Source organism: Nonomuraea sp. NPDC049758, from assembly GCF_040674635.1.
GTDB lineage: Bacteria > Actinomycetota > Actinomycetes > Streptosporangiales > Streptosporangiaceae > Nonomuraea.
The window spans coordinates 391,188-416,144 of record NZ_JBFAMZ010000003.1 but is presented as its reverse complement, the minus strand read 5'-3'; the positions used below and the strand labels follow the sequence as shown (position 1 = coordinate 416,144).

27 protein-coding genes and 1 pseudogene are annotated in these 24,957 nt (G+C 74.7%); 17 read left to right on the top strand and 11 right to left on the bottom strand.

Annotation, left to right across the window (positions count from 1 at the left end; all coding sequences use genetic code 11):
- Window positions 1-41 precede the first annotated feature (41 nt).
- From AB0J46_RS10000 to AB0J46_RS09990, 3 genes are read left to right on the top strand one after another with little or no spacing between them, the layout of a single operon-like run.
- Window positions 42-773, top strand: a complete 732-nt coding sequence (locus AB0J46_RS10000; RefSeq protein ID WP_364328957.1) for a class I SAM-dependent methyltransferase — start codon at window positions 42-44, stop codon at window positions 771-773.
- Window positions 773-1,756: an iron-containing redox enzyme family protein gene (locus AB0J46_RS09995; protein WP_364328954.1), complete on the top strand. Its 984-nt coding sequence runs from the start codon at window positions 773-775 to the stop codon at window positions 1,754-1,756. The genes AB0J46_RS10000 and AB0J46_RS09995 overlap by 1 nt, the downstream gene beginning before the upstream one ends.
- Window positions 1,753-2,841, top strand: a complete 1,089-nt coding sequence (locus AB0J46_RS09990; RefSeq protein WP_364328951.1) for a glycosyltransferase family 2 protein — start codon at window positions 1,753-1,755, stop codon at window positions 2,839-2,841. The genes AB0J46_RS09995 and AB0J46_RS09990 overlap by 4 nt, the downstream gene beginning before the upstream one ends.
- Here the strand turns inward: AB0J46_RS09990 and AB0J46_RS09985 are convergent.
- Window positions 2,805-2,918, bottom strand: a pseudogene (locus tag AB0J46_RS09985) (hypothetical protein); the annotation flags it as partial. The gene AB0J46_RS09990 and the pseudogene AB0J46_RS09985 overlap by 37 nt on opposite strands.
- A gap of 375 nt (window positions 2,919-3,293) precedes the next feature.
- On the opposite strand from AB0J46_RS09985, the gene AB0J46_RS09980 reads away from it, so the two are divergent.
- The 3 genes from AB0J46_RS09980 to AB0J46_RS09970 all read left to right on the top strand — a co-directional run bounded on the left by AB0J46_RS09980 (window position 3,294) and on the right by AB0J46_RS09970 (window position 4,906).
- Window positions 3,294-3,869: a nuclear transport factor 2 family protein gene (locus tag AB0J46_RS09980; RefSeq protein ID WP_364328948.1), complete on the top strand. Its 576-nt coding sequence runs from the start codon at window positions 3,294-3,296 to the stop codon at window positions 3,867-3,869.
- A gap of 70 nt (window positions 3,870-3,939) precedes the next feature.
- Complete coding sequence (locus tag AB0J46_RS09975; RefSeq protein ID WP_364328945.1) at window positions 3,940-4,221, top strand: metal-sensitive transcriptional regulator; 282 nt, start codon at window positions 3,940-3,942, stop codon at window positions 4,219-4,221.
- 43 nt (window positions 4,222-4,264) lie between these two features.
- Window positions 4,265-4,906 (top strand): class I SAM-dependent methyltransferase, encoded by a 642-nt coding sequence (locus tag AB0J46_RS09970; protein WP_364328942.1) that lies wholly within the window; start codon window positions 4,265-4,267, stop codon window positions 4,904-4,906.
- Between the two features lie 74 nt (window positions 4,907-4,980).
- Here AB0J46_RS09970 and AB0J46_RS09965 read toward each other — a convergent pair whose 3' ends face one another.
- Window positions 4,981-5,223, bottom strand: a complete 243-nt coding sequence (locus tag AB0J46_RS09965; RefSeq protein ID WP_364328939.1) for a hypothetical protein — start codon at window positions 5,221-5,223, stop codon at window positions 4,981-4,983.
- A 177-nt stretch (window positions 5,224-5,400) separates the two neighbouring features.
- Here AB0J46_RS09965 and AB0J46_RS09960 point away from each other — a divergent pair, with 177 nt between their 5' ends.
- Window positions 5,401-6,270, top strand: coding sequence for a hypothetical protein (locus AB0J46_RS09960; protein ID WP_364328937.1), 870 nt, complete (start codon window positions 5,401-5,403; stop codon window positions 6,268-6,270).
- 15 nt (window positions 6,271-6,285) lie between these two features.
- Here AB0J46_RS09960 and AB0J46_RS09955 read toward each other — a convergent pair whose 3' ends face one another.
- Both AB0J46_RS09955 and AB0J46_RS09950 read right to left on the bottom strand, forming a co-directional pair.
- Window positions 6,286-6,948 carry an NAD(P)-dependent oxidoreductase gene (locus AB0J46_RS09955; protein ID WP_364328934.1) on the bottom strand — a complete coding sequence of 221 codons (663 nt, stop codon included), beginning with the start codon at window positions 6,946-6,948 and terminating at the stop codon, window positions 6,286-6,288.
- Window positions 6,949-6,996: 48 nt separating this feature from the next.
- Entirely contained in the window at window positions 6,997-7,329 is a 333-nt protein-coding gene (locus tag AB0J46_RS09950; protein ID WP_364328931.1) for a nuclear transport factor 2 family protein, read from the bottom strand.
- A gap of 77 nt (window positions 7,330-7,406) precedes the next feature.
- Here AB0J46_RS09950 and AB0J46_RS09945 point away from each other — a divergent pair, with 77 nt between their 5' ends.
- From AB0J46_RS09945 to AB0J46_RS09905, 9 genes are all read left to right on the top strand, one after another.
- Window positions 7,407-8,117: a TetR/AcrR family transcriptional regulator gene (locus AB0J46_RS09945; protein ID WP_364328928.1), complete on the top strand. Its 711-nt coding sequence runs from the start codon at window positions 7,407-7,409 to the stop codon at window positions 8,115-8,117.
- A 129-nt stretch (window positions 8,118-8,246) separates the two neighbouring features.
- Window positions 8,247-8,585 carry an NADH-quinone oxidoreductase subunit A gene (locus tag AB0J46_RS09940; protein ID WP_364328925.1) on the top strand — a complete coding sequence of 113 codons (339 nt, stop codon included), beginning with the start codon at window positions 8,247-8,249 and terminating at the stop codon, window positions 8,583-8,585.
- The gene (locus tag AB0J46_RS09935) at window positions 8,576-9,628 is read left to right on the top strand and encodes a hypothetical protein (RefSeq protein ID WP_364328923.1); all 1,053 of its coding nucleotides are present in this window, start codon (window positions 8,576-8,578) and stop codon (window positions 9,626-9,628) included. The genes AB0J46_RS09940 and AB0J46_RS09935 overlap by 10 nt, the downstream gene beginning before the upstream one ends.
- Before the next feature lie 4 nt (window positions 9,629-9,632).
- Window positions 9,633-10,538, top strand: coding sequence for an NADH-quinone oxidoreductase subunit H (locus tag AB0J46_RS09930; protein WP_364328920.1), 906 nt, complete (start codon window positions 9,633-9,635; stop codon window positions 10,536-10,538).
- Window positions 10,535-11,032 (top strand): NADH-quinone oxidoreductase subunit J, encoded by a 498-nt coding sequence (locus tag AB0J46_RS09925; RefSeq protein ID WP_364328917.1) that lies wholly within the window; start codon window positions 10,535-10,537, stop codon window positions 11,030-11,032. The genes AB0J46_RS09930 and AB0J46_RS09925 overlap by 4 nt, the downstream gene beginning before the upstream one ends.
- Window positions 11,029-11,334 (top strand): NADH-quinone oxidoreductase subunit NuoK, encoded by a 306-nt coding sequence (nuoK, locus tag AB0J46_RS09920; protein WP_364328915.1) that lies wholly within the window; start codon window positions 11,029-11,031, stop codon window positions 11,332-11,334. Before AB0J46_RS09925 ends, nuoK begins: the two co-directional genes overlap by 4 nt.
- On the top strand, window positions 11,331-13,181 hold the full coding sequence (locus AB0J46_RS09915) for a proton-conducting transporter membrane subunit (protein ID WP_364328912.1): 1,851 nt from the start codon (window positions 11,331-11,333) through the stop codon (window positions 13,179-13,181). Before nuoK ends, AB0J46_RS09915 begins: the two co-directional genes overlap by 4 nt.
- Window positions 13,182-13,184: 3 nt before the next feature.
- Window positions 13,185-14,648, top strand: a complete 1,464-nt coding sequence (locus AB0J46_RS09910) for an NADH-quinone oxidoreductase subunit M (protein ID WP_364328909.1) — start codon at window positions 13,185-13,187, stop codon at window positions 14,646-14,648.
- Entirely contained in the window at window positions 14,645-15,994 is a 1,350-nt protein-coding gene (locus tag AB0J46_RS09905; protein ID WP_364328906.1) for an NADH-quinone oxidoreductase subunit N, read from the top strand. Before AB0J46_RS09910 ends, AB0J46_RS09905 begins: the two co-directional genes overlap by 4 nt.
- 13 nt (window positions 15,995-16,007) lie before the next feature.
- Here the strand turns inward: AB0J46_RS09905 and AB0J46_RS09900 are convergent, their stop codons facing one another.
- Both AB0J46_RS09900 and AB0J46_RS09895 read right to left on the bottom strand, forming a co-directional pair.
- Window positions 16,008-16,667 (bottom strand): FadR/GntR family transcriptional regulator, encoded by a 660-nt coding sequence (locus tag AB0J46_RS09900; RefSeq protein WP_364328903.1) that lies wholly within the window; start codon window positions 16,665-16,667, stop codon window positions 16,008-16,010.
- Between the two features lie 31 nt (window positions 16,668-16,698).
- Entirely contained in the window at window positions 16,699-17,688 is a 990-nt protein-coding gene (locus AB0J46_RS09895) for an ADP-ribosylglycohydrolase family protein (RefSeq protein WP_364328900.1), read from the bottom strand.
- 76 nt (window positions 17,689-17,764) lie between these two features.
- Between AB0J46_RS09895 and AB0J46_RS09890 the strand changes: the two genes are divergently transcribed.
- On the top strand, window positions 17,765-19,687 hold the full coding sequence (locus tag AB0J46_RS09890) for a Xaa-Pro dipeptidyl-peptidase (RefSeq protein WP_364328897.1): 1,923 nt from the start codon (window positions 17,765-17,767) through the stop codon (window positions 19,685-19,687).
- 31 nt (window positions 19,688-19,718) lie between these two features.
- On the opposite strand, the gene AB0J46_RS09885 is transcribed toward AB0J46_RS09890, so the two are convergent.
- From AB0J46_RS09885 to AB0J46_RS09865, 5 genes are all read right to left on the bottom strand, one after another.
- Complete coding sequence (locus AB0J46_RS09885) at window positions 19,719-21,545, bottom strand: hypothetical protein (protein ID WP_364328894.1); 1,827 nt, start codon at window positions 21,543-21,545, stop codon at window positions 19,719-19,721.
- Window positions 21,546-21,570: 25 nt separating this feature from the next.
- Window positions 21,571-22,755 (bottom strand): FAD-dependent oxidoreductase, encoded by a 1,185-nt coding sequence (locus AB0J46_RS09880; protein ID WP_364328891.1) that lies wholly within the window; start codon window positions 22,753-22,755, stop codon window positions 21,571-21,573.
- Window positions 22,752-23,492 carry a hypothetical protein gene (locus AB0J46_RS09875; protein ID WP_364328888.1) on the bottom strand — a complete coding sequence of 247 codons (741 nt, stop codon included), beginning with the start codon at window positions 23,490-23,492 and terminating at the stop codon, window positions 22,752-22,754. The genes AB0J46_RS09880 and AB0J46_RS09875 overlap by 4 nt, the downstream gene beginning before the upstream one ends.
- Before the next feature lie 37 nt (window positions 23,493-23,529).
- Window positions 23,530-23,730 (bottom strand): hypothetical protein, encoded by a 201-nt coding sequence (locus AB0J46_RS09870; RefSeq protein WP_358284467.1) that lies wholly within the window; start codon window positions 23,728-23,730, stop codon window positions 23,530-23,532.
- Between the two features lie 477 nt (window positions 23,731-24,207).
- Window positions 24,208-24,936, bottom strand: a complete 729-nt coding sequence (locus AB0J46_RS09865) for a hypothetical protein (protein WP_364328885.1) — start codon at window positions 24,934-24,936, stop codon at window positions 24,208-24,210.
- Between the last annotated feature and the right edge of the window lie 21 nt (window positions 24,937-24,957).

The window sequence follows — 24,957 nt, the reverse complement described above, 5'->3', positions numbered from 1 at the left end:
GGGGCATTGACCTGCTGAAACACGGGGGACAGGAGGTGCGCGTGGCCTACGACGCCTCCGCCTACGGGCGCGGGATCGCCGACATCTACGACGCCACGGTGACCGAGCTGCCGACCGGCGCGGCCGTCGAGCGGCTGGCGACGCTGGCCGAGGGCGGCCCCGTGCTGGAGTTCGGCATCGGCACCGGGCGGCTGGCGCTCCCGCTCGCCGCCCGCGGCCTGTCCGTCGCCGGGATCGACGCCTCGCCGGAGATGACCCGCGAGCTGCGCGCCAAACCCGGCGGCGCGGCCGTCCCCGTGACGGTGGGGGACTTCTCCACCATGCGGGTCGAGGGCTCGTACGCGCTGGTGGTGCTCGCGATCAACACGATCTTCGCCCTGCCCACCCAGGAGGCGCAGGTCAACTGCTTCGCCAACGCGGCCCGGCACCTGCGCGGCGGCGGGCGGTTCGTGGTCGAGGCGTGGGTGCCCGACCCGGCCGCCTTCCGCGACGGCTCGGCGCTGCGGCTGCTGTCGCTGGCCGAGGACGTCGTCGTCATCGAGGCGGCCAGGCTCGCCCCGGCCACCCAGCACATGCGCACCACCCGCGTACGGCTGACCGGCGAGGGCGTGCGGCTGCTGCCCGCCAACCACCGCTACGCCTGGCCCGGCGAGCTCGACCTGATGGCCAGGCTGGCCGGGATGGCCCTGGAACACCGCTGGGCCGACTGGATCGGCACCCCGTTCACCGACGAGAGCCGCGCGCACGTCTCCGTCTACCGCAAGGCCGCCTGATGCGCCTGCCGCCCGCGCGTGGCCCGCTCACCGACCTGCTCTTCGACCGGCTCGCCCGGCCGCCCGCGACGCTGCCCGACGCCCCCGGCCCCGACGGCGAGGAGGATCTCCAGCTCGCCCTGTTCGCCTGCTACGAGCTGCACTACCAGGGCTTCGACGAAGTGGACGACCGCTGGGAGTGGGAGCCGTCGCTGCTGCGCCTGCGCGGCCTGCTGGAGGACCGGTTCGAGCGGGAGCTGGCCGGGGCCGTGCCGCGTCCAGGGCCGGTGCCGCCCGGCGAGGTGCGGCGCGCGCTCACCGCGCTGACCGCCGAGGACGGCGACGGCGCGTCGGTCTCGCTGCACCTCCAGCGCGAGGCCGGCCTCGACACCTTCCGCGAGTTCGTGATCCACCGCTCGATCTACCACCTGAAGGAGGCCGACCCGCACACCTGGGCCATCCCGCGCCTGCGCGGCCGGCCCAAGGCGGCCCTGGTGGAGATCCAGGCCGACGAGTACGGCGGCGGCCGGCCCGAGCGCATGCACTGCGAGCTGTTCGGCCACACCATGCGCGGCCTCGGCCTCGACGACTCCTACGGCGCGTACCTGCCGCGGGTCCCCGCGGTCACCCTGGCCGTCAGCAACGCCATGTCGCTGTTCGGGCTGCACCGGCGGCTGCGCGGCGCGCTGGTCGGCCACCTGGCCGCGATCGAGATGACCTCGTCGCTGCCCAACCGCCGCTACGCCGCGGGCCTGCGCCGGCTCGGCGGCGACGCGGCGGCGGCCCGGTTCTACGAGGAGCACGTGCAGGCCGACGCCGTGCACGAGCAGATCGCCGCGGCCGACCTGTGCGGCGGGTTCGCGGCCGCCTTCCCCGCCCTGACCGGCGACGTCCTGTACGGCGCCGCCTGCGCCCTGGCCCTCGAACGCCGCTGGGCCGAGCACGTCATGGGCCGCTGGGAACGCGGCGCGTCCTCGCTGCTCGGCCAGGAGGTGCCCGCATGATCGACCTGGACTACGTGATCCCGCTGCGCTGGCAGGACGACTCCGGCCTCGACGAGCTGACCGAGTACCTGCGCGCCCTCGCGCCGCACGTACGCGTGACCGTGGTCGACGGCAGCCGGCCCGAGCTGTACGCCCGCCACGCCCGCCGCTGGCGCTGCCTGATCCGGCACGTCAGCCCGGCGGCCGGCCTGTCCTTCGCCAACGGCAAGGTCAACGGCGTGACGACCGGGCTGCGGCTGGCCGAGGGCGACCGGGTCGTGATCGCCGACGACGACGTGCGCTACGACCTGCCCGCGCTGGCCGAGATGCACGCCCTGCTCGCCCGCGCCGAGCTGGTCAGGCCGCAGAACTACTTCGACCCCGCCCCCTGGCACGCCCGCTGGGACACCGCCCGGACCCTGCTCAACCGCGCGTTCGGCGCCGACCACCCGGGCACGTTCGGCGTCCGGCGGTCGTTCTTCCTGGCCATGGGCGGCTACGACGGCGACGTGCTGTTCGAGAACCTGGAGCTCGTCCGCACCGTGCGCGCCCACGGCGGGCGCGAGCTGCGCCCGCCCGGCCTGTACGTCCGGAGGCTGCCGTGCGACGCGCGGCGGTTCTGGTCGCAGCGGGTCCGGCAGGCCTACGACGACCTCGCCCAGCCGGTGCGGCTGGCGTCCTTCCTGGCGGTGCTGCCCGCGCTCGCGCTGGTGCGCCGTCCGCTGCCGCTGCTGGCCGCCGCCGGGGCGGCCGTCGCGCTGGCCGAGGCCGGGCGGCGGCGGGCCGGCGGGCGGCGGGTCTTCCCGGCCGGCGCCTCGCTGTTCGCGCCGGTGTGGGTGCTGGAGCGGGCGGTGTGCTCCTGGCTGGCGGTGGGGGCGGCCTGCGCGGGCGGCGTGCCGTACGCGGGGGGACGGCTCGCGCGGGCCGCCCACTCGGCGCGGTGGCTGCGTGCGCGGGCTCAGGAGTCGGCCGGCGGGTCGGGCTCGCTCGACGCCTGGAAACCGACGGACTTGTGCGAGCCGTCGCAGAACGGCTTGGCCGACGACCGGCCGCACCGGCACAGCGCGACCGTGGCCCTTCCCGGGTCGATCGGCTCGCCGTCCTGAGTCAGCAGCTCGAAGGGGCCTCTGATCAGCAGCGGGCCGTCCTCGCAGGGCGTGACGGTGGTCGTCGGTTCGTCCATCGTCGTCACCTGCCCGGCCGACCGGTACTCTCACCTGCGAGGACGTCGCTAGAGGGCCTCCACGGGCGGGTAGACGTGCGGAGTGGGGTGGGCCGCGGGAAGCACGCACCGCCGCCCGGACCGGACGCTGGCACAGCGCTCGGCGTCCTCACGCTGGGGCAGTGGTTCCGGATTCGCCTGTTTTGGCCGCACTGGAGGGACGCTATAGGCGGCCCCTGCCCGCCCGGTCTCGGGGCGGCAACGATCACAGCTCTGACCGGTCTCACCAATGACAGTGAAGCGTTACCGTGAGTAATACCGACATGAGGTAAAGGGGTCGTGCGGAGTGCCTAAACCGGGCATTCGGGAACGACCGGCGAGGGCATCAACCCGGCCATGAGCAAGATTTCTGAGCGCAGGGCACTCCTGCTGGCCGCGATCGTTCCCGTCGTCCTGGTCGCGGGCTGCTCCGCGGGGAGCAACACGCAGGCGATGAAGGGGGAGGCCAGCCCGGCCACGCCGACCGAGACCATGATGACGCCCACCGAGACCGGCATGGAGTCGCCGACCACGACCGAGACCATGACCGGGACCGCCACGCCGACCGGCACCATGACGGCGGCCACCCAGCCGCGCGCCGCCGTCCAGAACTACTTCGACGCCCTGAAGTCCGGCAACGTGGACGCGGTCGTGAAGACGTTCACCAGCGACGCCGTGGTGGCCTTTGACGGGCAGGCCACGGCCACGGGCGCGCAGGCCGTCCGCAGCCTCTACGAGAAGCTGCTCAAGGACGGCGCCGACCTGAAGGGGGCCACGCACACCATCGACGAGACGCGGAACGCGGGCACCCAGGACGCCTTCGCGCGCTCGACCAGCAAGCAGGGCGACACCACCTACCGCGAGCTCTTCATGCTCTCGCACCAGGGCGGCCAGTGGCTGATCTCGCGCTTCATGAACAACCAGGGCACCTGACGGGCCCGCTCCGGAATACGGTAGGGGGGTACCGTGTTGCGGTCGGTGTAGCGAGCGAGAGGACCGGGAGATGGCCGGGTACACCGACGGCAAGCAGGACCACCTCCGGCGGCTGCGCCGGATCGAGGGCCAGGCGCGGGGCATCCAGCGCATGGTCGAGGACGACAAGTACTGCATCGACATCCTGACGCAGGTCTCGGCGACGACGAGCGCGTTGCAGTCGTTCGCGTTGTCGCTGCTGGAGGAGCACATGGCGCACTGTGTGGTCGAGGCGGCGCACAAGGGCGGGGCCGAGGCGGAGGCCAAGGTCAAGGAGGCGGCCGACGCCATCGCCCGCCTCGTCCGGTCGTGACGGATCCACGCGGGGCGGGCGCGGGCGGGTTAGCGTGGAGGACGTGCAGGACCTGACGCGGTTCCAGAACCCCCGCTTCGCCGAGGCGTACGAGCGGATGAGCGCCGAGTCGGAGCGGCGGGGCGCGGCCGAACACCGGCGGCGCCTGCTTGCCGGGCTGGCCGGGCGGGTGCTGGAGGTCGGCGCGGGCAACGGGCTGAACTTCGCGCACTACCCGGCGGGGGTGCGCGAGGTGGTCGCCGTCGAGCCGGAGGACCGGCTGCGGCGGCTGGCCGGGCGGGCCGCGGCCGGCGCGCCGGTGCCCGTGAGCGTGGTCGCCGGGCACGCCGCGGACCTGCGGTTCGCGGACGCCTCCTTCGACGCCGTGGTGCTCTCGCTGGTGTTGTGCTCGGTGCCCGACCAGCGCGCGGTGCTCGGCGAGGTGTCCCGGGTGCTCAGGCCCGGCGGCGAGGTGCGGTTCTACGAGCACGTGCGCTCCTCGCGGGCCGCCGGCGCGCTGGTGCAGGACCTCGTGACGCCGCTGTGGCGGCGGATGGCCGGCGGGTGCCGCCTCAACCGCGACACCGAGCGCGCCCTGATCGACAGCGGGCTGGTGGTCGAGGAGCGCGAACGGTTCGCGTTCCGGCCGCTGCCGTTGTCGCCGAGGTTGCCGCACATTCTCGGACGCGCCAGGAAACCGGTTTGACCGGCTGTCCGGACGGTTCTTCTAGGCCGCTGTGGCGACAAATCTGGAAAAATGGGTTTTTGTTCTGATACGTGTTATTGCGATGTGGTGTCACCGGGAATACGCGGAGTGATACGGCGCTGATCCACCAACGCCAGATAAACCGCGAACGCCCCCTGCGCCCACATCCCCGCCTGCTGCGCGGTCAGCCGGATCTCCTCGCCCTCGTGCGTGACGATCAGATGACCACCCGGCGCGCGGCGCCAGGCGACCAAAACGTTCTCGTAAACCAGAACGTCGAGCATCGCGGTCAGATATTCGCCTCCGGTGGCGGACACGGCGTAAGCCTCCTCGCTCCTCGCCGAATTCTCGCCCTGATTTCTTCGTACTGACTCCATTGTGCGCGCCGCACCGGGAATTGTCGCACCCGTCCGGCGGAAAACGGCCGGCTGCTCCGCCGAGACGCGGGCGGAACCCGGCGGGGCCGGGCGGTGTAGGGAGGTCGGAGGTGCGTGATGAAGAGAAACGTGGCCGTACCGGCTGCTCTGACGGCCGCCGTGCTGGTGGTCGTCCTGGTGGTGTCCGGATGGTGGGCGGGGGCGGTGTCCGCGTCCTCGCGCGGGGGGTGGGCGGTGACCTACCTCGATCCGCCGCCGGCGTTCGCGGGCGGGAAGACGTACACGGTGGGGTTCTGGGTGCTGCAGCACGGCACGCATCCCTACGCGGGCGAGCTGGACCCCGTCGGCCTGCGCCTCACCCGGGCCGACGGCAGGACCGTCACCTTCCCCGGCACTCCGCTGCCCGAGGCCGGACACTACGCCACGTCGGTGGCCGTGCCGGACGGGGTGTGGCGGGTGGAGGGCCTCCAGGGCTGGTTCGAGCCGTACGCCGTGGGGACGCTCACGGTTCCCGGACGGCTGCTGGCCGACCCGGTGCCGCCGGACAAGGTGGCGACGTTCGGCGGCGACGGGAAGGACCCTTGGGGCGCCGTCCGGCCGCCGGGCTTCCCCCCGGGCAAGAGCACACCGGTGCCGACCGGTGAGCCGAGCGGTGAGCCGACCGGGACGCAGGCCGGGGCACCGACCGGGACGCAGGCCGAAGTGCAGGCCGGAGTGCGGGCCGGGACGCAGGCCGGAGGTGGGGCCGCTGGGAGTGCGGCCGCGCGGGTTCCGGCCGGGGAGGCGCCGGGCGGCGGGGTTCCGGCGTACCTGCTGGTGCCCGCGGCGGTGGCGGGCGCGCTGGTGGCGCTCGTGGCGTCCCGCCTGCCGCGCCTTCGCGGGACACCGGGACGACCTGGACGACCGGCCGGCGCGCGCCGGAACGCCGCCGCCGACGACCCTCCCGACGAGGACGGCTCCACGGAGACCCTCGTCATCGGCGGTTAGCGCGGCCAGGACAGGTCAGGCGGAGGGCTTGCGGAACTGTTCGATCATCGCCGCGTACCCGTCGCCGGCGCGCCCGCCGGCCGCCGCGCGCCGGGCCAGGTCCAGGAAGAGGTCCGGCAGCTCGGTGTTGACGCCGAGCGCCCGGCTCTCCTGCGCCAGGTGCTCCATCCCGCCCAGGTGGACGGCGAGGGTGGCGTCGGCGGCCGGGTACCGGCCCTCGTCGATCTGCCGGGCGTAGGCGGAGACGTAGCCGGTCGTCACGCCGATGGCGGTGGTGGCCAGGGACGCGAAGGTCGTCGCCTTGACGTTCGCGGCGCCCAGCAGGGCGGCGCCCTGGAGGAAGCCGTTCAGCACGCCCCACATGACGCTCAGGACGGACATGTCGTACAGGGCGGACAGGGCGTGGTCCTCCCCGAGGTGGACGGTCCCGTCTCCGGAGAGCGCCCGCAAGGTGGGCAGGTGCTCCTCGAAGGCGGCCTCCGGGCCGGAGTACAGCACCGTGGCGTCGGCGGTGCCGATCGCCTGGGGGAGGGCGAGGATCGCCCCGTCGAGATAAGCGCTCCCGATCGTGGCCGCCCACCTCGCGGTGTCGCGGGCCTGGACGGAGGTCGCCGTGGTCAGGCTGACGAGGGTGCGGCCGGCCAGCGAGGAGGCGACCGGTTCCAGCAACCCGTGCACGGCGTCGTGGTCCGAGACGCAGACGACGACGAGCGGGCTCGCCTCGACTCAGGCGAAGAACCCGACGATGCTGCGGATGCGGCCCCCGTCGAACTCCACGACGTCGTAGCCGGTGACGGCCGGGCCGAGCCGCCAGCGGAACAACGCGCGGTCATGGTGGACGCCGACCACGGCGTCGAGCGTGAACCGGAGGTCGCCGAGCCCGCTCCGGACGCGGCCGATCACCTCGGACAGCTCGGCGTGCCCGCGCAGGCCCGCGTTCTCGGGATCGACGTAGAGCGAGTCCTCGGTGAGGACGGACTTCATCAGGGCCGACCGGGCGGCGGCGTCCGGCTCGTTCCAGACGTCGAGGTAGGCGTGGATCACATCGGTGGTGCTCACCTGGGGGCTCCCAAAATGTACGGCGTTCGATTCCTGCACGCCGTTCAGTAAACAGCATGCCGTGTAAGCTGTCGACCGTGAGCGACCCCAGGACGAGCCGCCGGGACCGGCTACGCGCCCAGACCAGCGCCGAGATCAAGGCGATCGCCCTGCAGCTCATGGCCGACGGCGGCCCCGACGCCATCTCGCTGCGCGCGATCGCCCGCGAGATGGGCATGACGGCCGGTGCGATCTACAGCTACTTCCCCACCCGCGACGACCTGGTCACGACCCTCATCGGCGACGTCTACACCTCGGCCGTCGACGCGGCCGAGGCCGCCCGCGACGCGGTGCCGCAGAACGATCCGGGCGGGCGGATCCTGGCCTGGGCCCGGGCCATGCGCGAGTGGGCGCTGGCCAACCCCGAGGGCTTCCGGCTGATCTACGGCGACCCCGTGCCGGGCTACCGTCCGCCCGACGAAGGTCCGGGCAAGGAGGCCGAAGCGCGCGCCTGCGCCGGCCTCGTCGGGCTGGTCGCCGCGGCCTGGCCGGCGGCCCGGGAGTGCGCGTCCGGGGGCGGCGCCTACACCTGGGCCGACTTCGACCCCGCCCTGGTCGCCCACGTCCGGGAGGACTTCCCGGACCTGCCGCCGGCGGGCATCGCGGTGACGTTGCGGGTGTGGGGCCGCATGCACGGGCTCGTCGCCCTGGAGATCTACGGCCACCTGCGCGCTCTCGTCCACGACCCGGCCGCCGTCTACGACGACGAGATGCGCGACCTGGTCACCTCTCTCGGCCTCGCGCACTGATCCTCCGGTCGCCTGCCCGGCCGCGTTCGTGCTGGTAAGGGGGGATGTCGGTCGCGGGGAAGTCGGATTCCGGTTGCTACCGTGAGGGCAAGTGATCTGATCTTCGGGGCTCTGCGGCAGGTGGGAGCGGTGGGCGCTGTGCTGGGGCTCGTGGCGCTGCTCGCCGCCGGGGTCGCCACGGTGTACCTGGCCTCCCTGGCCCTGGCGCCCGGCGGAGTCGTCCGGGTGGGGCCGTTCCTGTCCGGGGCGCGGCCTCGGGAGCACGCGGTGTCCCGCTTCCACGTCCGGTGGTACGCCGTGACGCTGGTCTTCCTCGCCTTCGACATGGAGATGGTCTTCATGTACCCGTGGGCCCTCGTGGTGGCCGAGGTGGGGCTGCCGGCGGTGGTGGAGATGTTCGCGTTCCTGGGGCTGCTGCTGGTCGGCGTCCTGTACGCGTGGCGGGAAGGGGCGTTCCGGTGGGCCTGAGGGGGTGGCTGCTGCGGCAGGCGGCGCTGCGGCCCCGGGTGCTCCTCGTCGCCTGCCCGTACGGGACGGCCGCGCGGCTGCTGGTCGAGGCGGAGGTGGACCGTCGTGGCTGGCCGGTGGCGGCGTCGGCGGCGGAGGCGAGCGTGATGGTGGTGTGCGGGCGTCCCGGGGCGGAGCTGGCGGCGGCCGTACGGGAGGTGTGGAGGGCGGTTCCGGTGCCGAGGGCGCTGGTGGAACTGCCGCCGGACGTCCCGGCCGACCGGGTCGTGGCCGCGCTGGACGACGCCGTCCGCACGCTGGGGGACGAACCCGGCCAGTGGCGGCAGGCCGGCGTCCTGGCCACGGGGACATCCGACGAAGAAACTCCCATGGCCGACCGAGGGGCCGACCGGGACGGGCTGAGGCTGGACCGGCTGCACGTGCCGCTGGGACCCGTGCTCGCGGACTGGCCCGCGGGGCTGGTGGTGGAGACCGTCCTGCAAGGGGACGTCATCCAGGAGGCGCGGGTGCGAACCCTGCCGGCCGACGGCACGGGGGCCGGCTTCTGGACGCCGGGGCCGGACGCGAGCCGGGCGGAGGCGCGGCGGCGGACGGCGGCGGCGGCCCGGCTGGACGGCCTCGGCAGGCTGCTCGGCGTGGCCGGATGGCCCGCCGCCGCGGCGGACGCCCGGCGCCTGCGCGACCGCCTGCTCGCGGGCGCCATGGACGAGCGGGGACGACGTCGTTGCGTCCGGTTCACGCGGCGGGTGCGCCGGTCACGGGTGCTGCGGTGGATGTTGCGCGGCGCGGGTGAGCTCGGCTCCGACGCCCCACAGCGGCTGCGTGGGGACACCCTGGATCGTGCGCGCCGGTGGCTCGACGACGTGGACGCCCTGACCGAAGAGCGCTCCGGACCCGGGGACGGCGATGAGGTCCCGGTGGACCGGGTGCTGGCGTTGTTGCCGGGCCTGCTGACCGGGGCCGAGCTCGCCGTGGCACGGCTGATCGTGGCCGGTCTCGATCCGGACCTCGACCGGCTGCCGTCGGCAGCCAGGGACGGGTGAACCGGTGGCTGCGGGGACGGCCGCGGGGACGGCTCTGGGGATGGCGGTGCTGACGTGGGGGGCGGCGGCCTTCGACGCGGCGCTCGGCGCGGGCCGGCGCTCGTGGCGGGCGGCGGCGGTGGCGCCGTTCAGGGAGGGGGCGCGGCTGGTGGTGCAGCAGCGGCGGCGGACGGACCGGGCCGACGTCCTGCTCACCCGGGCCGGGGTCGTGGCGTTGCCGGCGGCCGCGCTGCTGGCCGCCGTCGTCCTGCCGGTCGGGGGCGCGCCGGTGCTGGACCTGGGGGCGGGGGTGGTGTGGTTCAACGCCATGGAGGTGTGCGTCTGGGGGGCTCTGTGGCTGGTCGGGTGGGGGGGCAATGCCGTGTGGCCGCTGGTCGGCGGCTACCGGTTCCTGGCCCAGGGCCTGGCGTACGAGCTGCCGCACATGTTCGTGCTGATCACCGCGGGCGTGGGGGCGGGGTCGTTGCGGTTCGCCGACCTCGTGGCGGCGCAGCGCGGGTTGTGGTTCGTGGTGTGGATGCCGGTCGCGTTCGTCGTCTATCTCGTCTCGGCGGTGGCGATGGCGTTCTGGGGGCCGATGGGACAGCCGGTCGGGCGGGACGTGTGCGGCGGCGTGCCGGGCGAGCTGGGCGGCCCCGACCGGCTGGTCTTCCTGGCCGGACGCCACGCGCTGCTGGTCGTGGCGGCGGCCGGGGCGGTGCCGCTGTTCCTCGGGGGCACGGCGGGGCCCGTGCTGCCCGGCTGGGTGTGGGGGCCGGTCAAGACGGCGGCGGTGCTGGCCGTGCTGGTGCTGGCCGGGCATCGCCTGCCGGTCGTGCGGATGGACCGGTTCGTACAGTTCGCGTGGGTGGTGCTGATCCCGGCGACGCTCGTGCAACTGCTGGTCGTCGCGGTGGCGGTGCTGCCGTGAACGTGGCGTTCTGGGCGCTGGCGGTCGTCGCGGTGGCGGGCGGGGTGGCGGTGTTCGTGGTGGACTCGATGGCGCGGGCGACGTTCGCGCTGCTGGTCTCGCTGCTGGCCGTGGGCGGGACGCTGCTGCTGATCGACCTGGAGTACCTGGGGGTGCTGGTCGTCCTCATGATGGTCATGGAGATGCTGGTCATGGCCGTCTTCATGATCATGTACATGATGAACCCGGCCGGGCTCGTGCCGATGAAGATGGTGCACAACCAGCGGGGCGCGGCGGCCGTCGCCGGAACGGTGTTCGTCCTGCTGGCCGCCGGGGCGCTGCTCGTCCGCCCGCCGAGCCGGCGCGGCCGGCCGCCGGCGGACCCCACGCACGCGCTCGGCCTGTCCCTGATGGGACCGAAGATGCTGGTCATGATGGTCGTCGGCGTGGCGATCCTGGCGACGATGATCTCGGCCGTGCTGCTGGCCACCCACCGGGGACGGTACGACCGGTGACGCTCCAGGCCTTCCTGCTGCTGGCCGCCGCCCTGTTCGCCGTCGGCCTGTACGGCGTGCTGTCCCAGCAGTCGATCGTCATGCTCATGATGGGCCTGGAACTCATGATCAACGGCGTGATCGCGGCCGCCGGCGCCTTCTGGTACCACGTCGCCCCGGCCGCCGCGGACGGCCAGGTCCTCGTCCTGGTCGCGGTCACCGTGATGGCGCTGGAGATGGCGATGGGCTTCGCCGTCACCACGGCCGTCTTCCGCGCCCGCGACGTGGACACGACCGACGCCGCCGGAGACCTCAAGGGATGAGCCCGTCCCTGTGGCTGCTGCCCGCGCTGCCCGCCGCCGCCGGCGCGCTGCTGATCCCGGTGCGCCGCGCCGCCCCCGCCCTGTCCATCGCCACGGCCGCGCTCACCCTCGCGCTGGCCGGGCACGCGGCGGCGACCAGGCCCTCGGCGACCGCCCGGCTGATCCTCGGCGAAGGGCTGGCCGTGGACGGGCTCTCGGCGGTCATGGTGGTCACCGTGGCGGCGGTCGGGCTGGCCGTGCTGGTGTTCGCGGCCGCGGAGCAGCGGTCGGGGCGCTTCCACGGGCTGATGCTGATCTTTCTCGGCGCGATGCTGGCCACGGTGACCGCGACGGACCTCGTCCTGCTGCTGATGGGCTGGGAGGTCATGGGCGCGATGTCGTACGCGCTGATCGGCTACCGGTGGCGCGACCGGGAGCGCGTACGGTCCGGAGCCGTCGCCTTCGTCACCACCCGGGCCGGCGACCTGGGCCTGTACGTCGCCTGCGGCGCGGCCGTGGCCGCGGGCGGCGGCCTGGCGCTCGCCGGGCTGCCGGGGCTGCCGCCGCCGTGGCGGGACGTGATGGCGGGCGGGGTCGTGCTGGCCGCGCTGGGCAAGTCGGCGCAGGGGCCGTTCGCCTTCTGGCTGTCACGGGCGATGGCGGGCCCGAGCCCGGTGTCGGCGTTCCTGCACGCGGCGACCATGGTGGTCGCGGGGGCGTACCTGCTGCTGCGGCTGCACGCCCTGCTCGCGGCCACCGGCTGGGCGGCGGCGGTGGCGGCCTGGACGGGCGCGCTGACCGCGCTGCTGCTCGGCCTGGTCGCGCTGGCGCAGCGGGACCTCAAACAGCTCCTGGCCGCCTCCACCTGCGCGCAGGTCGGGTTCATGGTGCTGGCGGCGGGGGCGTCGGCGGTGTCCGGCGGGACGGCTCACCTGGTCGCGCACGCCGCGGTCAAGAGCCTGCTGTTCCTCGGGGCGGGGGCCTGGCTGGCGGCGCTCGGCACCAAGGACCTGGCCGGGCTGCACGGCGCGGCCCGGCGGTTCCCGCTGGTGGGGGTGGCGTTCGGGATGGGGGCCGCGGCGCTGGCCGGGTTGCCGCCGCTGTCGTTGTGGGTGACCAAGGACGCCGTCCTGGGCGGGGTCGCGCAACCTGGACCGCGCGTGGTGGCCTTCGCCGCCGGGTTGGTGGCCGCCCTGTACGCGGGGAAGGCGCTGGCCGAGGTCTGGCGGCCCGCCGACGCGGCGACCGGCACCGGGAGCGAACGGCGGGCCACGGGCCGGGTGGCCTGGCCCGAACTGCTGCCGTTGCCGGTGCTCGCCCTGGTGGCGGCCGGGTTCGGGATCGTCGGGCTGCCCGCGCTGCACGGCTGGTGGTCCCGGCTGGTGGGTGACCCGGGCGCGCCCGGCCTCACGGCGGGCGAACTGGCCCTGTCCGGAGTCCCGGCGCTCGCCCTGGTGGCCGCGGCGATCGCAGCCCGGCCCGGGACGGCCGTGATCGGGGTGCGGCCGGGGACGGTCGCGCCTTCGCGCGTGGGCGGGGTGTTCGGGCGCTGGCTGGGGCTGGAGCGGGCGGCGCGGGCCGTGGTGTGGCGGCCGCTGCTGCGGGCGGCGCGGTGGGCGGCCTGGTTCGACGAGCGGGTCGTGCACGGCGCGGTCGAGGCGGTCGCGCGGGCGGGGCTGCGGGCCGCGCGGCTGGCCGGCAGCCCGCTGGAGTCGGGGCTCGACGGGCTCGTACGGCGGACCGGCGGCGCGGTACGACGCCTCGGTGAGCTGGCCAGACGCCCCCAGACCGGACAGATCCACACCTACTTCGCCCAGGCCGCCGTCGCCCTCGTCGTGCTGGCCGTCGTGTTCGCGATCGTGAGGTGAGGCGTGCTCGACGTCGTCGTGTTCCTGCCGCTGGCCGCCGCCGCCCTGTTCGTCCTGCCGGGCGTCACGGCACGCGCGGCCGGTCTGGTCTGGGTGGCCGCGTCCGCCGCCGACCTCGCCCTGGTCGTCGCCCTGTGGTCCGGGTACGGGGGCGGCCTGGCGTACGAGACCAGGCTGCGCTGGATCCCGACGGTGGGGGCCGGCTACCACGTCGGCGTGGACGGCCTGTCGCTGCCGCTGATCGCCATGACCGCGGTGCTGTTCCTGCTCTGCGCCGTCCACTCGCTGGGCGAGCCTGTCAGGCCCAAGGCGCACGCGGCGCTGTTCCTGTTCCTGCAGACCGTCTCCACCGGCCTGTTCGCGGCGCTCGACCTGCTGCTGTTCTTCGTCTTCTTCGACCTGTCCATCGTCGGCATGTACTTCGTGATCGTCGGCTGGGGGCACGGCGACCGGGCCAGGTCCGCGCTGACGTTCTTCCTCTACACCTTCCTGGGCTCGCTGGCGCTGCTGCTCGGCTTCATCGGCCTCTACCTGGCCGCCGACCCGCACACCTTCGACCTGGCCGACCTCACCCGCCGCCCGCCGGACGCGGGCCCGGCCGTGCTGCTCGCCATCGGGATCGGCCTGGGGGTCAAGACGCCGGTCGTGCCCGTGCACACCTGGCTGCCGCCCGCGCACACCGACGCCCCGGCCGCCGGGTCGGCCATCCTCGCCGGGGTGCTGCTCAAGATGGGCGCGTACGGGCTGGCCCGCATCGCCGTGCCGCTGCTGCCCGGCCCGTGGCGCGCCTACGCCTGGCTGGTCATCGTGATCGGCCTGGTCAGCGTCCTGTACGGCGCCCTGGTGGCGCTCGCCCAGGAGAACCTCAAACGGCTCGTCGCCTACACCTCGGTCAACCACATGGGCTACGTCGTGCTCGCCCTGGGCGCCGCCGGGCTGGCCGGGGGCCCGGCGCGGGCCAAGGAGCTGGCGGTCAGCGGCGCGGTCACCCAGATGGTCAGCCACGGCCTGGTCACCGGCGCGCTGTTCCTCATCACCGGCGTGCTGTGGGACCGCGCGGGCGGCTACGCCCTCGGCCGCTACGGCGGCATCGCGGGACGGGCGCCCGTGCTGGCCTGGCTCACGGCGGTGGCGGCGTTCGCCTCGCTCGGGCTGCCCGGACTGTCCGGGTTCATCGCCGAGTTCCAGATCTTCACCGGGGTGATCGGCTCGGGGGCCGTGGTCGCGGGCGCGCTCTCCGTGACCGGCATCCTGATCACCGCGGCGCTGTTCCTGCGGGCGCTGCAACGCGCGTTCCTCGGCGAGCCGGGCGAGCTGACGCCGCGGGTCACCGACGTGCGGCCGCGCGAGCTGGGCGCGATCGCCCCGCTGCTCGTCCTGTCCCTGGTCATCGGCCTGGCGCCGGGTCCGCTGCTGGACCTGATCGAGCCCGCCGCCCGTGCCGTCGTCGCCCTGGCGGGCCGGTGAGCGCACCCCACGGCGGCGCGGCGGTGACCGCGATGCTGCCCGAGGTCGTGATGCTGCTGGGCGCGGTGACGGCGCTGCTCGCGGGGCTGTTCGTGGCACGCGGGCGGCAGCGCGTCGCCGCCTGGGTGTGCATGGCGGCGCTCGCCGGGGCCGCCGCGGCGAGCGCCGCCGCCCTGCCGGGCCCCGCCGTCCTGGCCTTCGACGCCTACGCCGTCGATCCGCCGACCGGAGCCGCCCGGCTGACCGTCTGCCTGGCCACCCTGCTGGCCGTGTGGCTGGCGACCGGCCGGGTCAGGGCGGACGGCAGGGAGGCCGAGCTGTACACGCTGATGGTGCTGGCGGCGCTGGGGGCCGTCCTCATGGCGGGGGCGGACGACCTGCTCGTGCTGGTGGCGGCGTACCTGCTGGCGAGCGTTCCGGCGTACGCGCTGGCGGGCTTCGCCAAGGACGCGTCCGGCACCGAGGCGGCGCTCAAGTACTACCTGATGGGCGCCTTCCTCGGCGTGCTCATGCTGGCCGGGGCCACCGTCGTGTACGGCTGGTCCGGCGCCACCGCCTATCCCGCCGCGCGCGCCCCGGCGGTGGGCGCGGTGCTGCTGCTGGCCGGGCCGCTGTTCAAGGCCGGGGGAGCGCCCGCGCACTTCTGGGTGCCCGACGTCACCGAGGGCACGTCGGCGCCGGTGGCCGCGTTCGTGACCACGGTGCCCAAGATCGGCGCGCTGGTGGCGCTGTACCGGCTGGCGACGACCGTGCTGGACGAGCCCGCGCTGCTCGCGGTGCTGGCCGCCGGAACGATGACGCTGGGCAACCTGGCCGCCTTCCAGCAGGAGAACGTACGGCGGTTGCTGGCGTACTCGACGGTCAGCCAGGCCGGCTACCTGCTGGTGCCCGTGGCGGTGGCCGGACGCACCGCCCTGGCCGCGCCCGCCCTGCTGGTCTACCTGGCCGCCTACGCGGTCACGAACCTGGGCGCGTTCGCCGTCGTGGTCGCCACCGGGGCCGAGCGGCTGGCCGGCTACGCGGGGCTCGGCCGCCGCTCGCCCTGGACGGCGTTCGCGCTGGTGGTGTGCCTGCTCGGCCTGGTCGGGACGCCGCCGACCGCGGTCTTCGCCGGGAAGCTGCTGATGTTCGCGGCCGCCTGGGACGGCGGGTACGCCTGGCTCGCGGTGGTCGCCGCCGCCAACACCGTCGCGAGCCTGTTCTACTACCTGCGCTGGATCCGCCCGGTCTTCGCCCAGGAAGGCCCGGCGCATCCCGCCGGATCGAGCCCGGTCGCGCTGGTGTGCGCCGCCGCCTCGATCCTGCTCGGCCCGGCCGCCGGGCTCGCCGTGCTGATCGCCCGCTGACCCGGCGCGCGGGTCACAGGTCGCGTTCCTGGGCGTCGAGGATGGCGACCGAGACCTCGATCGCCCTGGCCGCGTCGCCCGCCTCGATCGCGGCCAGCAGGTCGTCGTGCGACGGGTCGGGCGCCAGCGCCGCCTGCTCCTTGTCCCGGACGCTGTCGCGCAGCGCGTCGCGCATGCTGCGGTAGAGGTCGGCCAGCAGCGGGTTGTGCGCGGCGTCGGCCACCAGCAGGTGGAAGTCGGCGTCGGCGTCGGCGAACCCGTCGAGGTCGCCCGCGCGCGCGGCCGACCCGCGGCGGGCCAGCGCCTCGCGCATCGCGGCCACGTCGTCGCCGGTGCGCTTGACCGCCGCCAGCCGGGCGGCCACCAGGTCGAGCCCGCGGCGCACGTCGATGATGTCCATCGCGGCCGCCCGGTCGAGCCGCCGACGCAGCGCCACCTGCGACTCGTCGGTGGCGGTGACGTACGTGCCGTCGCCCTGCCTGGTCTGCAGCAGCCCGGCGTGGGCCAGCACCCGCACCGCCTCGCGCACCGACAACCGGCTCATGCCGAGGCTCTCGGCGAGCCGGCTCTCGGACGGGATCTTCGTCCCGACCGGCCACGCCCCACTGGTGATCTCCCCGCGGAGCTCCTCGATGGCGGCATCGACGAGCGAGGTCCGCGCGACGTTTCGCATGCGATCTCTTCCGTCCCGGTGAGCCTCCAGCCTAGAGGAGCGCGGCGGCCAGGCGCTCGATCGTCTCGCGGCCCTCCAGCGGTGTCACCCAGGCGGCCGGCAGCGCGTCCGCGCCGCGCAGCGCGCCCACCAGGTTGCCGCAGACCGAGCCGGTCGAGTCGCTGTCGCCGGAGTGGTTGACCGACAGCAGCAGCGCCCGCTCGGGCGAGGGCTCGGCCAGGGCGCAGTAGACGCCGATGGCCAGCGCCTCCTCGGCCACCCATGCGCCGCCCAGCGTCTCCACCCGCTCGGGGGAGTGCGGGCCCGACGCGGCCAGGTCGAGCGCCGCACGCAGGGCTTCGGACGTCTCCTCGTGCCCCGGACGACCGGCGAGCAGGCCGAGGGCGTGGCCGACGGCGGCCTCCAGCGGCTCCCCGGCCATCAGGCGGGCGACGATCGCGGCGAACGCGCCCGCGGCCAGGTAGCCGGTCGGGTGGCCGTGGGTGATCTGCGCGCAGACCGCCGCCAGCTCGAACGCGGCGCCCGCGTCGTACGGCGCGACGAGCCCGAACGGCGCCGAGCGCATGACGGTGCCGCAGCCCTTGGAGTCCGGGTTCACCGGGCCGGGCACGCCGGACGGCGACGGGCCGGGGAAGGGTTGCCCCAGCCCGGACAGGCAGGCGTTGCCCGGGGCCCGCCGGGAGTACAGCCAGCCCTCCTCGCGCAGCGCGCCGGTCCGGTGCGGCCGGTCGGCGGGCGGCGGGGCCTGGTGCTCCTGGGTGTCGAGCCAGCGCAGGTACGCCTGCCGCACCTCGCCGGGCGTGCGGTCGCGGGTCAGCGCCTCGACGGTGAACAGGGTCATCTGGGTGTCGTCGGTGACGAGCGCGCGCCTGTCCCGCCAGGTCGTGACATAGCCGGTGACGCCGTCCTTGCCGTGCTGCCGGCGGATCTCCCGCAACGACTCGAACTCGATGGGCGCCCCGAGGGCGTCGCCGATCGCGCCGCCGAGCAGGCAGCCCCGGATCCGGTCCTGTGCCTCCATAGGTGGGATCTTGTCAGCTTTCTGGCCGAGTGAGAGATTGCGGGGGAAATTACGACACTTGTCACGGAGGTCACGCGTGCCACAATTACGCCCGGCCCTCTTCGCGGTCGCCCTCACCCTGGCGATCGCGACCCCGGCACAGGCCGCTGCCGGACCCACGATCACCGTCAAGGACGGCCGGACGCAGCCGGTCTTCTCCTACGCCGACGCCGTCCGCGAGCACGTGTACGTCGAGTCCACCGTGGACAGCGACCTCGACGGCGCGCTCGACCGGGTCAGGGTGGACATCATCCGTCCCAAGGAGTCCGGTCCGGGCCTGAAGGTGCCCGTGATCATCGACGAGAGTCCGTACTACGACAACTCCGGGCGCGGGAACGAGGGGGAGCGCAAGGCGTACGACGCCTCCGGAAATGTCACGAAATTCCCCCTGTTCTACGACAACTACTTCGTCCCGCGCGGCTACGCCGTGCTCAACGTGGACATGCTCGGCACCACCAGGTCCGACGGCTGCCCCGACATGGGCGGCAAGGCCGACGTGCTGGGCGGCAAGGCGGTCATCGACTGGCTGAACGGCCGCGCCAAGGCGGTCAGGGCCGACGGCACCCCCGCCGTGGCCGACTGGACCACCGGCAACGCCGCCATGATCGGCAAGTCCTACGACGGCACGCTGGCCAACGCCGTGGCCGCCACCGGCGTCGAGGGCCTGAAGACCATCGTCCCCATCTCGGCCATCAGCTCCTGGTACAAGTACCAGCGCTCGAACGGCGTGGTCTACAACTACGACTACGCCTCCTGGCTGACCAACTACGTCGACACCGACCCCGAGGCCAAGTGCCAGGCCGTCCGCGACCGCATGGACGCCGAGGACGGCGACGACACCGGGAACTACAACGCCTTCTGGAACGAACGCGACTACCTCAAGGGCCTGCTCGGCGACGCCTCGAAGGTCAAGGCCAGCGTCTTCGTCGTGCACACGGTCAACGACCTCAACGTCCGGCCGGACAACTTCTCCGCCTGGTGGCAGGCCCTGGCCCAGCGGAACGTGCCGCGCAAGATCTGGGTCGGCCAGTACCAGCACGTGGACCCGTTCGACTTCGAGGGCCGCAGGGACCTGTGGGTGGACACCCTGCACCGCTGGTTCGACCACTGGCTGCACGGCGTCCGCAACGGGATCACCAACGAGCCCCGCGCCGACGTGCAGCTCGGCCCGGCGCAGTGGACCACCCAGCGCGACTGGCCGGCCCCGTACGCGCTCAAGGCCGTGCTGCGGCCCGCCGCCGACGGCTCGCTCGGCCTGCTCAAGGCCCGCGGCGACAGCACCGCCACCTTCACCGACCTCGCGCTGAGCGAGACCGAGATGGTGGCCGACGTCGGCACGGCCAAGCCGGGCCGCGCCGCCTTCACCACCGGCGCGCTCCCGCTGGACCTGCGCCTGTCCGGCGCCCCCACCGCCGACCTGCGGGTCAAGCTCGACAAGCCCACCGCCAACCTGACCGCCCTGCTCGTCGACTTCGGCGAGGACACCCGCGTCGACTGGCGGCGCGGCCAGGGCGTCACCACCCTCACCGAGGAGGACTGCCACGGCGAGAGCACCGCGGCCGACGACGCCTGCTACAAGAAGGTCACCACGAACGTGGCCACCCGGCCGCTGGAGATCGTCGCCCGCGGCTGGATCGACGTCCAGAACCGCGACTCGCTCAGCCAGGCCCAGCCGCTGCCCGTCGGCACGTACGGGACGGTCAGGTGGCAGACGCTGCCGCAGGACTACACCTTCAGGAAGGGTCACCGGATCGGCCTGGTGCTGGCCGGGACCGACACCACCTACACCAGTGAGGAGGGCACCGGCGCGACCGTCACCGTCGACCTGACCAGGAGCAGCGTGGCCGTGCCGCTCGTGCTCGGGACACCGCTGGCCGACGTGCCCAAGGACAGCGCGACGTTCAGGGGGCCGCGACAGCTCGACCTGCCCGAGCCCGAGCCCGGGTTCCGGTTCTTCTAGCCGCGCGTGGGGCCCCGGCCGGTCCGGGGCCTCATCGGCAGTTGCTCCAGCGGACGCCGCCGGCGTCGAGCCGCCGCACGCCCTTGTCCCTGGCGACGGTCCAGCCCACCTTCAGGGTGAGCGTGCCGCCGGCGGTCGCCGTGCCGCCGGTGCGCAGGCCGTCGCCGGTGGCGCGGCCCGTCCAGACGATGGTGATCCGGCCGCGCCGCACGTCGGGCTCTCCCGGGCAGCCGGGCCGCGAACGGGGGTCCAGGACGCGGAACGTCGTGCCGTCGACGACGATGCCGCGCGTGCCGGTGGCCGAGACGACCCGGCACGTCCCGGTGCACGCCAGCGAGAACGCCCCCGCGCGCCCGGACCCCAGCCACGCCGACCGGGGCGACACCCGGGCTGTGGGCGCCGCCGGTCTCGGCAGGTCGGCCTTCCGGTCCAGGGACGACAGGGCGGACCCGGCGGCCGGGCCGATCGCGGCCGTCCAGCGTGTGGGCGTCTCGGCCGGGACGGCCGCCTGCACCGCCGCCCTGGTGACCACCGCGGGATGCGCGCGCGCGTTGAGCACGGCCCACACCAGGCCCACCACCAGCAGCCCGACGCCCAGCAGCAGGCCCAGCCTGGCCACCGTGCGGATCGGGGCCTCGGTCTCCTCCTCGGGCTCCGCCGGCTGCTCCCGCCAGAACTCCTGCCAGGGCGCCTCGCCGTCGAGCCGGTCGAGACCGCCGGGCTCGCCGTTCCAGCCGATGCCGCCGTACCGGATGATCATCGCGCCGGGCGGGGCGGCGGCGCCGTCACCGCCACCGGCCTCACCGCCGCCGACCGGCGCGCTCAACGGGCCGGTCACGGGGCTGCCGCCCGGCCCGTTGACCACGGTGCCGCTGAGGCCGCCTTCGGCCCGGTTGTCGTAGACGAGCTTGTCGCCCGGGGAGCCGCCGCGGAAGGGCCGGGCGCGGCTCGTCGGCGTGAACGGGTGCCGCCCGCGTGCCGCCCGCCCCGGGGGCTCCTGGTCGGCGGCGGCCGCGCCCGCCGCCGACCAGGGGTTTCCCGGTGTCGCCGTCGTGGGGTCGGCGACCGGGGGCATCGGCGTCGCCCCCACGCCCGGCGGGGCCGCGAGCGGCTCCACCAGGGTGCGTGCCAGCACGGGGAAGCCGTCCGCCCGCCAGAGGGGTCCCTCTCCGGGCAGCGGCTGCGCCGAGGCGAGCCGGTTGGTCAGTGTGCCGGGCAGCTCCGCGATCGGCAGCCGGCGCAGCAGCGTGGCGGCCGACATGGTGCGGGGCGCGGCCCGGCAGGCGGCGCAGCCCTGGATGTGCCGGCTGATCCGGGCGCGGGCCCGGCGGCCCGGCGAGGTGACCCAGGCCGCCACCCGCGTGGTCAGATCAGGACATCCGGTACGGCCGCGCGCGGCGATGATCGCGGCGAACCAGCCCTCCAGCGCGTCGGCCGCCCGCGCCACCACGGCGCTGACCTCGTCCTGGCTCAGGCTGAAGACGGTGGCCAGCTCGGCGTCGGACAGGCCGTGGCGCAGGGACAGGTCGAGCAGCTCGCGCAGCGGGCGGTCGAGGGAGAGCAGCGCCTCGGGCAGCAGCTCCGACATCCGCCCCGGACGCGACCACGAGCCGATGCTGGCCGGCTTGGCCACGAACGCGCGATGGGCGCGGGCCAGGGCGTAGAGCCAGGGCCCGTGCAGGGCGGGGTCGCGCAGCCGGTCCGCGTAGAGGTGGGCGGACACCAGCGCGCCGGCGGCCGCCTGCTCGGCGTCGCCCGCGGCCAGCTCGGTGCGGCAGTAGTCGTAGAGGCGGGAGCCGTGCGTGTCGCACAGCTCGCGGATGGCCTGGCGCGCTTCGTCCGAGAGCGTTCGCCACATGCGGTGTCGCACCTCCTCAGCGGTGTCAGACGGGCCGGGCCCCACCGGCGGAGCCGGGAACGGTGTCGAGCAGCGAGGCCTGCGCGAGATAGGCCCGCGTGGCCTCCGGGTCGCCGGCGATGGCCCGCAACCCGGCCATCGCCGCGGCCAGCCGGGCGCTGTCGCGCTCGCGCACGCCGGCCGGCCGCGTCTCGCCGCGCGGCATCACCCGCTGCAGCAGCACGGCCCGCCGCCGCCACGCCCACGCCTCCAGCGCGGTGGGCGGCGCGAAACCGCCGAGCACGGCCGCGATCACCTGGCCGACCTCGACGGCGTCGTGGATGCCGGCGTTCATGTTCAGGCCGCCGACCGTGGAGGTCAGGTGCGCGGCGTCGCCGACGAACAGCACCCGCCCGCAGCGGTAGGAGGTCAGCACGCCCCTGGACAGCCCGAACCGGTCGGCCCCGGTCACGTGGATGGGCCCGCTCGCCCCCGGCAGGGCGCGGCGGATCAGCATCGAGACGTTGGGCGAGGACAGCGGCTCGGTGGCGTCGCAGGGGATCCTGAAGATGATCCGCCAGTGGTCGGGCAGCGCGAGCAGCGTGCACGACTGCTGCACGTCGCGGACGTAGGTGAGCGGCGCCAGGCTCGGCAGCAGCCGGTCCAGCGGCGAGTCGGTGAACACCCGCAGCGCCTGCGTCGGGTAGGCCGACCTGGGGAAGGGCAGCCCCAGCGAGCCGCGCACCGTGCTGTGGCCGCCGTCGGCGGCGATCATGTACCGGGCCCGCGTCCAGGTCTGGCCGACGCGGACCCGGATGCCGGTGCCGCCCTCGGAGACCCCGTCGACGCGGGTGCCGAAGCGCACGTCGACGCCGGGGTAGGCGTTCAGGGCCGCGAGCAGCAGCGGGGTGAGCGCGGCCTGGTCTGCGTGGACCCTGAACGGGTGCTTGGTCAGGCCGTTGAGCCGGTTCATGCCCATCTCGGCCAGCACGATCCCCGACCGGTCGCGCCACTGCACCCGCTCGACCACGCGGCCCTTGGCGACGAGTTGCGAGGCCACGCCCAGCTCGTCGAGCAGGTCGAGCGTGGCCGGATGGAAGGTGCAGGCCCGCGCCTGCCCGGCGAGCTCGTTCTCCCGCTCCAGCACGGTGACCGGGATCCCGGCCCTGGCCAGCGAGAGCGCCGCGGTCAGCCCCGCCGGGCCGGCCCCGACGACGATCACGCCGTTCATGCGGGGCGCCTCCCCTGCTCCGCCATGTGGCGGCGGTAGGGCACCCGGCTGAGCGTGACGTGCTCGCCGATGGCCCGCGACAGGGCCCACCAGGCGGTGCAGAGGTTGGACGTGAGCAGCGTGCGGTCGTTGCCGGCGCTGAGCGGCCCGAGCACGGGCAGCGTGGCCATGCCGGTGCCGGTGAACAGCAGCACCGCGTCGCCGGGCACCTCGGCACGCTCGACCTGGGTGATCAGCTCGGCCGGGGTGACCGCGTAGGAGGAGTAGCCGCCCTTGGCGGCCCGCACCTGCACGACCTGCGTGACGTTGAGCCCCGCCGTCTTCCAGAAGCGCTCGGCCAGCTCGGTCAGCCACGGCTGGTACGGCGAGACCAGCACGATGTCGCTCACGCCGACGTGTTCCACCGCCTCCCTGGTGGCCTGCGTGGAGGAGGCGAACGGCACGCCGGTCGAGGCCGACAGCCGCGCGCACTGGTCGGCGTCCTCGTCGGGGCCCAGCAGGTAGCGGGACTCGCTGCAGGCCATGACCAAAGCGTCCAGCGGCAGGCCGTCGAACGCGCAGACCATGCCGGGCAGGGCCTCGTTGTAGCTCTCCAGCCGTTCGGCGAGCGACACCCCCCGATGCACGGGGAATCGGGTGACGTGCATGTCGGCGCGCGAGCCGAGCAGGCGGGTCAGCTCGGGCTCCGCCGAGGGATTGGCGGGGGCGACGATCACGCCCACCCTGCCGCGGCTCATCTCGCACCTTCCGGGTCGGGGACCGTCCGCATGACGGTCAGGCCAGCGCCTGGTCGATCTCGCCGATCGCCTGCACGGACACCTGCCGGATCCGGCGCAGCCGGTGGACGGTGCGCGCCGGGGCCTCGGCCCGCGACGGCTCGTCCCGGCCCTCGCCCCTCGGCTCGGCGGGCTGGGGCCGTGCGCCCCGGGCGTGCACCTCGTGCGGCTGCCGCCTGGACATCTCGTCGGTGAGCATGATCACTCCTGTCGGTCGCGGATCCGGGTGACGCGGGCCGGGCGCGGCCCGCTGACGTCATGGCCACCGGCACGGGGGCCCGCGCGGGCGCCGGCCCCCTGAGGGGGCGGTCGATCAGAGCCGTGGCGCCCGTCACGCCGATCGTCCCGCCCGGCGTCGCCGCCGTGCCGGTGGCCCCGACCGGGCAGCCGGGCTGGCCCGCCTCCCCGGTCGGGGAGGCCGCCGCCCGATCACGGGCGGACGGCCGCGAGGAAAGCCGGCCCCAGGCACTACCCCTTGGTTTGGCCGGCACGCCAGCCGCTACCGCGCCGGCCGACAGCACCGTGCCGACTTTGTCGGGCACGTGACGCACGGTGCCGGAGGGATGGGGTAGCGCCGGAGCCGGCCGCATGAGGGCCGCCGGCACGGCCGCGCGCGGCGCGGGCGGTGCGGGCGGGCCGGTGGGCGGCGAGGCCCGGCGGGGGAGGGGGAGCGGCGTCATCGCGCCGCCCCCTGGTCGAGCGCGGCGGTTCTGTTGGGCACGCTGACGCAGACCATGCGCTCGGTCAGCCCCGCGCGCGGGCCTGAGGCGCGCGAGCGGGCGGGCGGCGCGGTGCCGGCCACCGTGCGCGCGACCCTGGCGGCCAGCGCGAGGTGCTCGGCGCAGCGCCGGCTCACCGTCGACTCCAGCCCGGCCACCTGGGCCAGCCTGAGCCTGATGGGTTCCAGCGACGACCGGCGTTCGAGCCCGTCGAGGTCGGCCAGCCGGACGGGCCAGCGCAGCGCGTCGCGGCAGCGCTCGACCACCGCGGCGGGCAGCTCGGCGGCGGGCATCCCTTCGTGCCGCAGCCGGGTGGCGATCATGACGGCCGCGAACGACGTGCGGTCGAAGTGGGCCAGCCGCCCGGACAGGGCCGCGGCCAGCATCCTGGCGCGGTGGCCCAGGCAGACCGCGCTCCAGCCGAGCAGCAGCAGCCGGTCGGGTCCTGGCTCGGTGTGCCAGCCGGCCAGCCGCAGCTCGCGGGCCATGCGGTGGTGCAGACGCCAGCGGTGACGGGGGCTGTCCAGCCAGATCTCGACCCCGCCCAGCGGCAGCTCGGCGACCTGGACGTCGCGGCTCGTCAGCGGGCCGGCGACCCGCGCGCAGATGCGCCGGACGACCTGCTGCTGCCCCCGGGAGACCGGATCCTCCGGGAAGCGTGAGCCGTCGAGGGAGTCCATGGTCACGTCCGGCCACCTCCTTGCCGG